The organism is Fretibacterium fastidiosum (assembly GCF_964642095.1).
Classification (GTDB): domain Bacteria; phylum Synergistota; class Synergistia; order Synergistales; family Aminobacteriaceae; genus Fretibacterium; species Fretibacterium fastidiosum.
Genome location: NZ_OZ209244.1, coordinates 2,221,933 through 2,234,605, shown reverse-complemented (window position 1 = coordinate 2,234,605; position 12,673 = coordinate 2,221,933). Strand labels below are relative to the sequence as shown.

General features: G+C 59.1%; 12 protein-coding genes. All 12 read left to right on the top strand.

What is annotated here, in order from left to right; translation table 11 throughout:
* Positions 1-11: 11 nt before the first annotated feature.
* The gene (gene metK, locus ACK28C_RS10100; protein ID WP_015557024.1) at positions 12-1,214 is read left to right on the top strand and encodes a methionine adenosyltransferase; all 1,203 of its coding nucleotides are present in this window, start codon (positions 12-14) and stop codon (positions 1,212-1,214) included.
* A gap of 95 nt (positions 1,215-1,309) precedes the next feature.
* Complete coding sequence (locus tag ACK28C_RS10095; protein WP_341524062.1) at positions 1,310-1,906, top strand: ArsR family transcriptional regulator; 597 nt, start codon at positions 1,310-1,312, stop codon at positions 1,904-1,906.
* A 1-nt stretch (position 1,907) separates the two neighbouring features.
* Positions 1,908-2,750 (top strand): ABC transporter permease, encoded by an 843-nt coding sequence (locus tag ACK28C_RS10090; protein ID WP_409152124.1) that lies wholly within the window; start codon positions 1,908-1,910, stop codon positions 2,748-2,750.
* Between the two features lie 60 nt (positions 2,751-2,810).
* Positions 2,811-3,788 carry an Rpn family recombination-promoting nuclease/putative transposase gene (locus tag ACK28C_RS10085; RefSeq protein WP_409152123.1) on the top strand — a complete coding sequence of 326 codons (978 nt, stop codon included), beginning with the start codon at positions 2,811-2,813 and terminating at the stop codon, positions 3,786-3,788.
* A 23-nt stretch (positions 3,789-3,811) separates the two neighbouring features.
* On the top strand, positions 3,812-5,140 hold the full coding sequence (locus tag ACK28C_RS10080) for an ABC transporter ATP-binding protein (RefSeq protein WP_015557026.1): 1,329 nt from the start codon (positions 3,812-3,814) through the stop codon (positions 5,138-5,140).
* 24 nt (positions 5,141-5,164) lie between these two features.
* Positions 5,165-5,701 carry a hypothetical protein gene (locus ACK28C_RS10075; RefSeq protein WP_409152122.1) on the top strand — a complete coding sequence of 179 codons (537 nt, stop codon included), beginning with the start codon at positions 5,165-5,167 and terminating at the stop codon, positions 5,699-5,701.
* Positions 5,596-6,108 carry an FkbM family methyltransferase gene (locus ACK28C_RS10070; RefSeq protein WP_409152654.1) on the top strand — a complete coding sequence of 171 codons (513 nt, stop codon included), beginning with the start codon at positions 5,596-5,598 and terminating at the stop codon, positions 6,106-6,108. Before ACK28C_RS10075 ends, ACK28C_RS10070 begins: the two co-directional genes overlap by 106 nt.
* Before the next feature lie 237 nt (positions 6,109-6,345).
* Entirely contained in the window at positions 6,346-7,629 is a 1,284-nt protein-coding gene (locus tag ACK28C_RS10065; protein ID WP_208873775.1) for an asparagine synthase-related protein, read from the top strand.
* Positions 7,630-7,669: 40 nt separating this feature from the next.
* On the top strand, positions 7,670-8,977 hold the full coding sequence (gene aepX, locus ACK28C_RS10060; protein WP_409152120.1) for a phosphoenolpyruvate mutase: 1,308 nt from the start codon (positions 7,670-7,672) through the stop codon (positions 8,975-8,977).
* A 12-nt stretch (positions 8,978-8,989) separates the two neighbouring features.
* Complete coding sequence (aepY, locus tag ACK28C_RS10055) at positions 8,990-10,186, top strand: phosphonopyruvate decarboxylase (protein ID WP_409152119.1); 1,197 nt, start codon at positions 8,990-8,992, stop codon at positions 10,184-10,186.
* Positions 10,161-11,300, top strand: a complete 1,140-nt coding sequence (locus ACK28C_RS10050) for a phosphonoacetaldehyde reductase (RefSeq protein ID WP_409152118.1) — start codon at positions 10,161-10,163, stop codon at positions 11,298-11,300. Before aepY ends, ACK28C_RS10050 begins: the two co-directional genes overlap by 26 nt.
* The gene (locus tag ACK28C_RS10045) at positions 11,297-12,673 is read left to right on the top strand and encodes a CDP-glycerol glycerophosphotransferase family protein (protein ID WP_409152117.1); all 1,377 of its coding nucleotides are present in this window, start codon (positions 11,297-11,299) and stop codon (positions 12,671-12,673) included. The genes ACK28C_RS10050 and ACK28C_RS10045 overlap by 4 nt, the downstream gene beginning before the upstream one ends.

Here is a 12,673-nt window from a genome sequence, read left to right as displayed (position 1 = left end):
GAGGCAGAAACATGACAGATAAGGACAGGTTCATTTTTTCCTCGGAGTCCGTGACGGAGGGACATCCCGACAAGGTTGCGGATCAGATATCGGACGGCGTTCTGGACGCGATCCTGAAGGACGACCCCAACGGCCGCGTCGCCTGCGAGACGCTCTGCACCACGGGATTGGTGATGGTCTCCGGCGAGATCACGACCTCCACGTACGTGGACATTCCGAAGCTGGCCCGCGAGATCGTCAAGGAGATTGGCTACACCCGGGCCAAGTACGGCTTTGACGGCGAGACCTGCGCAGTGCTGACCGCCATCGACGAGCAGTCCGGCGACATCGCCCAGGGCGTGGACAACGCGATCGAGGTCCGCGACAAGCTCTCCAACGAGGACATCTCCAAGATCGGAGCGGGCGACCAGGGGATGATGTTCGGCTATGCGTGCAACGAGACGAAGGAGTTCATGCCCATGCCCATCGCCCTGGCCCACAACCTGGCGCGTCAGCTGACCAAGGTTCGGCGCGACGGGACGATCCCCTACCTCCGCCCGGACGGCAAGACCCAGGTTTCCCTCCGCTACGAGGGGCACAAGGCCGTTCACGCGGACACGATCGTCGTCTCCGCACAGCACCACCCAGAGGCCGGCCTCAAGGAGATTCGCGCGGACATCATCGAGCACGTCATCAACCCCATCGTTCCCGACGCCCTTCTCGACACGGACACCCGCATCTTCGTCAACCCGACGGGGCGCTTCGTAAAGGGCGGCCCGATGGCCGACACGGGGTTGACGGGGCGCAAGATCATCGTGGACACCTACGGCGGATGGATTCCCCACGGCGGTGGCGCCTTCTCAGGCAAGGACCCCACGAAGGTTGACCGCAGCGCCGCGTACATGACGCGCTATGCGGCGAAGAACGTCGTGGCCGCCGGCATTGCAGACAAGTGCCAGATCCAGGTGGCCTACGCCATCGGCGTGGCGGAACCCGTCTCCCTGAACGTGGAGACCTTCGGCACGAGCAGGATCAGCCACGAGAAGATCGTCGAGCTCATCCGCGAACGCTTCGACTTCCGCCCCGCCGCGATCATTCGGGACCTGGACCTTCGCAGGCCCCAGTATCGGGCCCTCGCCGCCTATGGGCACATGGGCCGCATCGACCTGCCGCACCTGCCCTGCTGGGAGAAGACGGACAGGGCAGAGGAGCTTCGCAAGGCTGCCGGACTTTAACGCGCCGACAAAGGGTTGGTAGACGGGTAGACGTGAGGGGACGCCGCAAGGCGTCCCTTTGATTAGGCATTAAGGCCTATTTACATAGACTATTCTTGAGTAATAAAATTGCTCACATGATGATCGATTCTTTGATTCCATCCAAGACGAGAATAAAGCTCCTTGTGAAGTTCTTCCTGAACCCGGATGTCACGTCCTACCTTCGTGGGCTGGCCGAGGAGTTTGGAGAGTCCACCAACGCCGTGCGGGTGGAGTTGAATCGGCTGTGCTCTGCGGGGTTCCTGGAGGAGGTCCCTGCCGAGGGGCGCAAGCGCACCTACCGAGCCTGCCGGAGCCACCCGCTCTTTCCGGAGCTGCATCGGATCGTGCGCAAGGTGCTGGGGATCGATCAGGTGGTGGAGGGGATCGTCCGGCGCATGGGCTCCGTGCGTGCAGCGTTGATCACGGGCGACTACGCCCATGGGATCGACAGCGGGATCATCGACCTGATCCTGGTGGGGACGGTCGATCGGGCGTATCTTGGCGAGCTTGTGGAGAAGGTGGAGAGCCTGATCTCACGGAAGGTTCGGGCACTCGTCCTGACCCCGGAAGAGTACGAGACCCTGCGCGGGACCCTGCGTCCCGAGGAGTCCCTGTTCGTCTGGGGCGAGCAGGATGGAGTTCTGCAGAAGCAAGTGAGGGATGCGGGGTAACATGACTGACAAGTCCACGGATGCCGGTTTCGACCTGATCATCGAGCCCAATCGAACGACGGGAGCCTTTTTCCGGGAGCTTCTGCGCTATCGGGAACTGTTCTATTTTCTGGCCTGGCGCGATATCCTGGTGCGCTACAAGCAGACGGTCATCGGCGTCGCCTGGAGCGTGATCCGGCCCCTCCTGACCATGGTGGTGTTCACCGTGGTGTTCGGCAGGCTGGCCAGGTTGCCCAGCGAGGGCGTGCCCTATCCCATCCTGGTGTTCTCCGCGATGCTGCCGTGGCAGTACTTTGCCAACGCGATGCAGGAGAGCTCAAACTCCCTGATAGCGGAGTCCCGCCTGATCAGCAAGGTGTACTTTCCGCGCTTGATCGTGCCGACCAGTTCGGTCATCGTGAGCGCGGTGGACTTCCTGATCTCGCTGGCCCTTCTGGGCCTTTTGATGTTGTGGTACGGCTTCGCTCCTTCCCCCGCCATCCTGTTGATGCCGTTCTTCTTCCTCCTGGCGACGCTCTCGGCGCTTGGCGTGGGCTACTGGCTCTCGGCCCTGAACGTGAAGTACCGGGACTTTCGCTACATCGTCCCGTTCCTGGTTCAGTTCGGCCTCTACGTCTCGCCCGTGGGGTTCTCCAGCTCCGTGGTGCCGGACCGCTGGCGCCTGCTCTACAGCCTCAACCCCATGGTCGGGGTGATCGACGGGTTTCGCTGGTGCGTTCAGGGGACGGCAAGCTCGCTCTACCTGCCGGGTTTCTTGATCTCCGCGGCGGTTTCCGTCCTGGCCTTTGTCAGCGGAGTTTGGTTCTTCCGCCGCACGGAACGCTTCTTTGCGGACTTCATCTGAGACGGGGTCCGTCGGAGGAGCCGGGGGAAGTTGCGGCGACAAACGAGCGAGGTTTGAGCGATGGAACACTTTGATTACGATGGGTTCTGGAAGGACTTGATCGAACGTTTCTTTGGCCCGTTTCTGTCGAGGGCGCTTCCGGAGCTCTATGCCGACGCGGACCTCTCTCAGGAACCGAGGTTTCTGGATAAGGAGTTTCGCGATCTTTTGCAGACCTCGGACCTGGAACTCCACCGTTCCCCTCGTTTTGCCGATTATCTTCTGGATGTTCCCTTGAAAAACGGCGGCGATGCGTGGGTTTTGCTCCACATAGAGGTCCAGGGGTCGGGGGGCGGGGATATCCCCTTTCGCATGGCGCACTATCGCAGCATGATCTTCGACCACTATCTGCGGGAACCGGTAGCCCTGGCGTTGCTGACGGGTTCCCGTCCACAGGGTGAGGCGCGAGTTTACGAGTCGTCCCTGTATGGAACGTCGATTCGCTATTGCTATAATTGTCTCGATATAAGCGCGTTGAACGAAGGAGAGCTTTTGGATAGCGACAACCCGTTCGATCTGGCGCTTTGCGCTGCCAAACGGGCAGTTCTCAGCCGGGGGAAAGAACGTCAGAAGTACCGTTATCTTCGGGAGCTGACGCATCTGTTGTTCCGCAAGGGCTGGCCCCTGGGGGATCGAAGGGACCTGTTGCTCTTTCTTGCGCGTATCATTGCACTGAACGACGAAACGCTGAGAGGCGAGTTTACGACGATGTTGAGGGGAATGGAGGGAGAGGACGAGATGCCGGTGGTGACGTTCATCGAGAAATATTATCGGGACCTGTACCTGGACGAAGGGATGAAAGAAGGTCTGGAGAGGGGCCGGGAAGAAGGTATGGAGAGGGGCCTGGAAAAAGGCCTGGAGAGAGGCCTGGAGAAGGGCCGGCACGAGGCCATGTTGGAGGCCGCTCGAAAGATGCGAGAGCGCGGCATGTCCATCCAGGACATCCGGGAGCTGACGAATCTCTCCCTCGAGGACCTTGAATCCGTGGCGGGGAATTGACCGCTGCCCGCAAGGGGTTATCCATGCCAAACACCGTTATCAAGATCGAGGAATTGGGCAAGAAGTACCTGCTGGCGCACAGGTCGCCGCAGCGCTACATTGCGTTGCGGGACGTGCTGGTCGACCGGGCGAAACGACTGGGCCGCAGGTTCCGCCATCCTTTCGCGAGGAGCGCGAGGGAGGAAAATCCAGCTGTCGAGGACTTCTGGGCGCTGTCGAACCTCTCCTTCGAGGTCAACGAGGGGGAGCGCGTCGGGGTCATCGGACGCAACGGCGCGGGCAAATCCACGCTGCTCAAGGTCCTGAGCCGCATCACGGAACCCACGACGGGGCGCGTATCCCTCAGGGGGCGCGTCGCCAGCCTGCTGGAGGTCGGGACGGGCTTTCACCCCGAGCTGACGGGGCGGGAGAACATCTATCTGAACGGCGCCATCCTGGGGATGAGCAAGGCGGAGATTCGGCGAAACTTCGATGCCATCGTGGACTTCGCTGGGGTGGAGAAGTTTCTGGACACGCCGGTGAAGCGCTACTCCAGCGGCATGTACGTGCGCCTGGCCTTTGCCGTGGCCGCACACCTGGACACGGAGATCCTGATGATCGACGAGGTCTTGGCGGTGGGTGACGCGGAGTTTCAAAAGAAGTGCATGGGCAAGATGGACGAAGTGAGCCACAAGCAGGGCCGGACGATCCTGTTCGTCAGCCACAACATGGGGGCCGTCTCGCAGCTCTGCAATCGCGTGGTGTGCCTGGAGCGAGGCCGGGTGGCGCTGGACACGCCGGACGTCTCCGTCGGGGTACGGAAATACCTGAACGTCTCGAAAGAGGCAGGTGCCGTCGCCGAGTGGAGGAACCCCGGCAACCTCTTCGAGAACCCCTGGTTCAAGCCGCTGCGCTTCGGCCTCTATGGAGAGGACGGAAAGGCGATTTCAGGCCCCATGGAGCGCAAGGACAGGGTTTGGGTCGAGATCGAGGGCTTTGTCGAGGTCCCTGACCCGGCGCTGGAGGTTGGGTATTGCCTATATGAGGTAAACGGGGTGTTGGTTTGTTATGGTTATCAGACGGACCAAATGGGAGGTGAGAAGGAGCTCCCGCCACTCCAGGGAAATTTCATTCTTCGGGTTCCGTTGAATTGTTCGTTACTGAATGTGGGGAACTACCATGTGAAGATGGAGGTCAATTTATTCAATCGGGAGCGTATAGTTAACATTCACGCGACGCCTCCCGAGTTCTCGTTCGAGATATCCGGGCGGCTCTACCCCTCCCCCTATCGCCTTGGAGAGAGCCCGGGCATATTGGCCCTGGACCAGCCTTGGGTTTTGCAGCCTGTCAAGAGCACGCAAATCGAGAAATAGACTAAGGACTGGAGCGTTGTTTGGATGAGCGATGTCATGTTGCGCAAGTTGAAGGTCGTTCGGGGTGCTTTTCAAGGCGTGCGATCTGGAGTCGATACGTGGTGGGAATTTTTCCTGTTCTGCCTGGATCGTATGCTATCGACACTCCTGGGGAAAAATCCACGTTTCTATCATAAGAGAAAGGTGAAAAATTTTAAGGGAAAGGACAGTTATCGCATCAAGGATATCCGGCTGCCCCTCCTGGACGCGGAAACCGAGGATACCTTTTTCTGGCAGGGCCCTTTTGGTCAGACCTGTTTTCATTATTGTTACTTCAAAGATTGCCGGGATGAGGCAACGGTTGAACGAAGCCATGGGGCAACCCTGTTCTGGCGCGAAACGCCCTATGCTTATGTGGGGGATGGGCTGGAGTCGAAATCCTTCCCGGCGATGTCGTCATCGATGCCGGAAGCTGGATTGGGGACTTTGCCGCCTATGCATCCGCCAAGGGAGCCGGTGAGGTCTATGCCTTTGAACCCTCTCCTCCCGCCTTCAATTACCTGGTGCAAACCACCAAGCTGAATCCCAACATTTATCCGTTTCAGGAGGGGCTGGGCGACGCAGTCTCGGAGATCGAGTTGTTTGTGGACCCTGCGAATGCGCAGTGCAATTCCTTCCTCGATGGGGACGGCGTGTGTCGGGATGCCATCCGGGTTCCTGTGACGACGATCGATGCCTTTGTCGCGGAGCATGGGCTTTCTCGTGTCGATTTCATCAAGATAAGCGTCCAGGGATACGATATGCACCTCTTGAGGGGGGCGAGGAAGACCCTCCAGCGCTTTGCACCGAAGTTGTCTATGTTGTACTGTAATGCTCATTCTGTTCCTTACTCCATGGAGGATGTTAGAAAGCTGATCAAAAAGTTCAATCCCAAGTATCGTGTTATGTTCAGAGGGAAAAAATTGTTTGCTGCGGTTCCTGACTTATGAACAGTATATAGAAATCACGAAAGTTAATATGGAAATTTCCTGGGGTAATTTTTTCAACCTCGTTTCAACGTTCATGCAAAAAAAGCTCCTTTTGAGGCTCTTTTTTGGGATAATCCAATTCGGTGTGAAAGGGGTGTCAGAAACGGCATGACGGTGTTGTTCGAATCCGATTGGGTGGCTTCCTCTCCATATTTTTACAATAATCGTACGGGGAAGGCGGGGCCATTCATCAACGACGTGGTCGATTGCGCGAATCTGGAGATCGACCACCAGGGCTTGAGAGATTATATGGACTTCGGTTATTGCGTCTTCGGGCACACCCCTGTCAGAGACGTACATGTCTTGCCCCATTCCTCACGGCTGATCCGTCTCGACGACGGAACGCTGCGGGTGGAGCGGATGGAGGACGCCGCGGTCAAGGCTCTGGACGAGATGGCGCTCTCCGAGGACGAAATATGGGAGTGGATCAGGGACTCCGTGAGGAGGTGGGAGGCCTCCGTAGACGGGGAAATCGTCATCCCTACCAGCGGCGGATATGACTCTCGTATCCTGAACTGGATGGTGGGCGACAAGGAACGCATTCGTTCCTTTACCTACGGGATCACCTCGCCTCAGAGCGCCTCGTCGGAGGTCGTATACGCGCAGGAGCTCTCCCGACGCCTTGGAACTTCCTGGCAGCAGGTCGAATTGGGGGCCTACCACAATTACCTCGACGAATGGTACGCCCTTTACGGGATCTCCACTCACGCCCACGGGATGTATCATTTTGAGTTTTTCAATGCCATAAAGGCGCTGCTGCCCCCCGAAACGCGGAAAGTTCCTATGCTTTCCGGACATTTCGGCGACGACTGGGCCGGTCGTTTCGCCCCTTTGGTCTCCTCTCCGGAGGAACTGCCCCTGTTGGGGCTGACCCATGGAATGAACGCGGATTCTTCGCAATGCCGAGTCCGGGAGGATTCCGTGGCCCGAATGAAATATTGGCAGGAACACCGGGAACGACTGGAGGACCCGAGGCTGCGGGTTATCGAGGTCCTGCGCCATAAGCAGGTCCTGCTTTCCTACCTGTTCCGCGTTCCCGAGAAATTGGGCTATGCTCCGTGGTGTCCATTTCTTGATCTCCGTCTTGCTGCCGCCATGCTCAACCTGCCACCAAACAGGCGGAAGAACAGGGGGTGGCAACAGGACTTTTTCAGGAAAAACGGCATCATGGTGGAGGGCCTTTGCAGGCCGAAACGCCTGCCGAACACGCTGAACATGCAGGCCCTCGAGAGGGTGCCGCCGCCCCCCCTGGATCGTGAAATTCTGTCCGAGGTCGTAGTGCCGGACTATGTGGATTGGATCAACAAATACATTCACAGAACTCCATGGAACTCCCTTCAGGAGGCGGTAATGTCCATCCGGGGCATGGGGCGCCTGTGGCATGTGTTTACCCATAGAATCCCCAGGCCCGATCGGTTGAGTGCCTATCTCGCCTATCTCGTTCTTTATCCGATCGAGCGCCTGCTGAGGTCTCGGGTCTGAGCTTCCGAGAAGCAATCCAAAACGAAGGACGTGTCATGTCATGCCAGAACGAAAGCCTTTGGTTTACGTCGCCATGAGCGCCGATATCATCCATCCGGGACATCTCAACATCATTCATACGGCGGCACGGTACGGGGAGGTCGTCGTCGGGGTCCTGACGGATGAGGCGATTGCCAGCTACAAGCGCCTTCCTTATATGACCTTTGGGCAGCGCAGCGCCGTCGTCGAAAACCTGAAGGGGGTCTCCAGGGTCGTGCCTCAGGCCACTTTGGATTACGTGGAGAACCTTCGTCGGCTTCGACCCGACTTTGTGGTTCACGGTTCCGACTGGAAGGAGGGCGTGCAGAGCGAGACGCGCTCCCGCGTTGTGGAGGTGCTGAAGGAGTGGGGCGGCAGGCTTGTCGAACCGGAATACACCCCTGGCATCTCATCGACGCAGTTGAACAAGGCCATTCGAGAGGTGGGCACGACGCCCGACATTCGGCGCGGGAGGCTGAAACAACTTCTGGACAAGAAGGGGTTCGTCAGGGTATTGGAGGCCCACAGCGGTCTCAGCGCCTTGATCGTTGAAAACTCGTCCGTCCGATCGGAGGACGGTCGAACGGTGGAGTTCGACGCGATGTGGCTGAGCAGCCTGACGGATTCCACAGCCAAGGGGAAGCCGGACATCGAGTGTGTGGATCTGACCAATCGGTTGCATACGGTGAACGACATCCTGGAGGTCACCACCAAGCCCATCATCTATGATGGGGACAGCGGCGGGAACGTCGATCAATTTCGCTTCACCGTCAGGACCCTGGAACGTTTGGGGGTCTCCATGGTCATTATCGAGGACAAAAAGGGACGCAAACGGAACTCTCTCTATGCGGCGGACAATTTGCAGCCGCAGGAGGAGATCGAGGTCATGTGCGAAAAGATAGCCGTGGGAAAGAGGGCTCGGGTTACCGAGGATTTCATGATCGCCGCCCGCTGTGAGAGCCTCATCCTGGGACACGGACAGGAGGAAGCTCTGCGCAGAGCCGGCGCTTATGTCGAGGCTGGGGCGGATGCCGTCCTGATCCACAGCAAGTCGCAGTCCCCGGACGAGGTGTTCGCCTTCTGTGAACGCTATCGGGAGTCGCGGGAGCTTTCCCTTATCCCGTTGATCGTGGTGCCGAGCACCTATGCCCAGGTGACGGAGAGGGAGCTCCGGGACAGAGGGATCCGCATGGTGATCTATGCGAATCAGTTGCTGCGCAGCGAGTACCCCGCCATGCTGAGGGTCGCGGAGAGCATCCTGAAACACGGGCGTGCCCGGGAGGCCGATGAGATGATCATGCCCATCCGAGATATCCTTGAGTTGGTTTGAGGATAGAGGCCCATGTTGGATCCAGGAATTTTTTTAGACAAGCTCCGTGCCCTGGGCGTCGAGTTTTTTACGGGCGTTCCCGATTCCCTGCTGCGGAATTTCTGTGCGGAGCTGGCGGCGCTTCCCGACCACGTGCGGGTGACGGCCGCCAACGAGGGGGGGGCCGTTGCCTTGGCCGCCGGGCATTATCTCGGGACGGGGGCGCCTGCCCTGGTCTATATGCAGAATTCCGGTCAGGGCAATGCCTTCAATCCCTTGGTGTCGCTCGCGGCTCCCGAGGTCTATGGCATTCCGATGCTCCTGCTCGTGGGATGGCGGGGGGAGCCTGGAGGGAAGGACGAACTGCAGCACGTCAAACAGGGGATCATTACCCGCCGGATTTTTGAGGGGATGGACATTCCCTGTGAAATCCTCTCGGAGGGCTGGAGCGAGGCCGAAGGACAGTTGGCACGAATCGTTGGAGATATCCGTGCGCGGGAGGCCCCCGCTGCTCTCCTGGTGTGCGGCGGAACGTTCCAAAGGGGCGCTGCCTCGGCGGACGGAGAGTTGGATTGTCGGGATCGGCGTTTTCCGCTCGGCCGTGAGGCGGCCATCGAGAGGGTCCTGGCGTGTGCTCCGGAGGGGGCCGTCTTCGTTTCGACGACAGGACATATCTCTAGAGAGCTCTACGAGTGTCGGGAGAGGAAGGGAATGTCTCACGACCGGGATTTCCTGACGGTGGGCTCCATGGGACACGCATCGCAGATTGCCATGGGGCTTGCGTTATCCCGTCCGGATCGTCCGGTCCTTTGTCTCGATGGGGATGGTTCGGTTCTGATGCATATGGGGGCCCTGGCCATCATAGGGCAGTCGAGTTGCCGCAACCTGTATCATGTCGTCCTGAACAATGGCGCTCACGATTCCGTCGGAGGGCAGAGGACGGTCGCGCTGCAGATCGACCTCGTCAAAATCGCGGAAGCCTGCGGCTATCGTCGCGTCGCTGCGGCACGCATTTTCGAGGAAATTGAGGAAGCCCTTGGTTCCTTTTCGAGAAAGGAAGGGCCTTCCTTTTTGGAGATTCGGGTCAACAGGGGGCATCGGGACGATCTTGGGCGGCCCCGCAGTTCTCCTCAACGGAATAAGAGGGCGCTGATGGGGGCTATGGGGGAAAGGGCTCCGGAGAAAGGGGCTTCGATGAAAAGAGATGCAAAGGGTCTGCTGGGGAACTGAGGGTTTCGGTGCCTTATGGAGGGATTTTCTTGGGGCCGGAACGTCCGAAAGGCTGTTTCTGGTGACGGGAGGAGCCTCATGGGAGGCAAGCGGCGCTGCCGATTTCTTTTCCCCCCTGTTGAATGGGATGGTCGTACGGCACCTCAGGGTGGTGGCGGCGAATCCCGATATCGAGGCTTTGCAGGCGGCGCTGAGTTTTTTTGAGGAGGCCCCCTGCAGCCTGATCATGGCCGTCGGAGGGGGGACCCCCCTCGACATGGCGAAGCTGGTCAACTTTTTTTCCTCGACGCGGCAGAGCCCTGGGGAGTACCTGAAGGGGATACGCTCTGAAACGGAATGCGGCGGTTTTCTCCCGTTCCTGGCCGTCCCGACGACGGCAGGGACAGGAAGCGAGGCCACTCATTTTGCCGTCCTGTACGATGGGCTGGTCAAGCACTCCGTGGGGGACTCGCGGATACGGCCGGGTTATGTGTTCCTGAATCCCGCCTTCACCTTTTCCCTTTCCCCTTATGTTGCGGCCTGCACGGGGTTCGACGCTCTGGCGCAGGCCATGGAGTCCCTTTGGGCGGTTGGCTCGACGGGGAGCTCCCGGAAGGATAGTCGGGAGTCCCTGAGGATCGGTTCACGGGTTCTGCGCTCCGTCGTCCTGGCTCCGGAGGCGGAAAGCCGATCGGCAATGCTTCGGGCCGCCTACCTGGCGGGGCGGGCCATCGACGTCGCCAAGACCACGGCGGCCCACGCGTTTTCCTATTGCCTTACGGCGCGCTATGGATTGCCTCATGGTCATGCTGTGGCGACGTTCCTTCCGGAGGTCCTCAGGCAGAACGGAACGGCTTCCGCCGATCGCGTGACGGACCCGCGGGGCGAAGGGTTCTTGCGGCAGGCTGTGGGGGAGATTTTGAACGTACTGGGCTGCGAAACGGTGGATGAGGGGGTGCGAAGCCTCTATGCCCTGCGAGAGGCCACAGGTTTGACGGATTCCTGGATGGAGGCAAAGGGGCTGTCGTTCGACGTCGTTTACGCCCACGCCTTTGCGGAGGCCAACGTTTTGCGTCTGAGCAACAATCCCGTGAGGCTCGCGCGGAGCTGCACGGAAGAAGAGGGGAAGGATTGAAAATTAGGTGGTTTGTTCGTTATGGCGGCTTGGCTTGTCTGTTGATCCTCCTGTATCCCGGACCTGCGGCGGCGTACCTCGACCCCAGTGCGGGCAATGCTTTGGTGTATATCGCCGTGACGGCGGTCGGCGTTGTGGGATATGTGCTGAAGGGGATATTCTATCGGGTGGTTGAAATCTGGACGGGCAGGCGCCGTTCGGATGAACCGGGACGGTCCTGTCAAGATATCGCCATCTTCAGCGAGGGGAAGAATTATTGGACGACCTTTGAGCCGATCGTTGCTGCGCTGATTTCGCGAGGGCAACCCTTCAGTTATTTTACCTCGGATATCGAGGACCCTGGATTGACGATACGCAGTCCCCTGATGAGAGGACGGTACCTGGGAGAGGGTAGCGCTGCCTATGCGCGATTGAACAGAATACGGTGCAGGGTGATGCTTGCCACCACTCCGAATATCGGCACGCCGGGATTCCCGCTTCCGAGGCCGGCTGGCGTGGAGTTTCTTGTCCATGTTTTTCACGCTCCAGCGGGGGTTGCCTATTATAAAAAAGGGTCCCTGGACGCCTACGACGGGGTTTGCATGGTGGGGGAGTACTCCCGGCCGGCGATTCGACACCTCGAACGGCTTCGCGGCCTGCCGGAGAAGGAACTGGTCTGTACGGGACTGCCTTACTGGGACGTGCTGCTCAAACGATTGAGTGACAGGGATGAGATGCACGGCCGTGGGGAAGACGGAACGGAAACCGTGGCGAAAAGGCGGACGATACTGCTGGCTCCGTCGTGGGGACAAAAGGGATTTCTGTCCTGCTACGATCCGGATTTTATCGGGACGCTTGCAAGGGCGGATTTCGATATCATCCTCCGTCCTCACCCTCAGTCGTGGAGGACGGAGCCCGCCTTGCTGCGCCGGCTCAAGAGATATTTATCGGCGTTCGACAACGTGACGTGGGACGAGGACAGCGATCCATCCCATTCCCTTCTGGTTTCCGATATCCTGATCTCCGACACGTCGGCTATCCGCATGGACTATGCGATGATTTACAGGAAGCCCGTCATCTCCCTCGAGACGGAGATCGGGGAAAGGGATTCTTTTGAGATCGCCGATCTTCCCCCGGAATGCATGGATTCCCTGGCAGATAAGATCTGCGTCCCGGTTGGCAGGGACAGGATAGATGATATCGTCGAGGTCGTCGAGGAGGCCCTGCGTGAGGGGAAGATGCAGGGGATGGAGGATGTCAGACGGCGCTATATCTCCTGCTTCGGATGTGCCGGGAGGCAGGTTGCGGAATATCTGGTCGAAAAATCCATACAGTTGTCCGTCTCCCGGAGGGACAAGGCGGAGGGGAAAGAGGAAGCTCACGATGTTGTATGA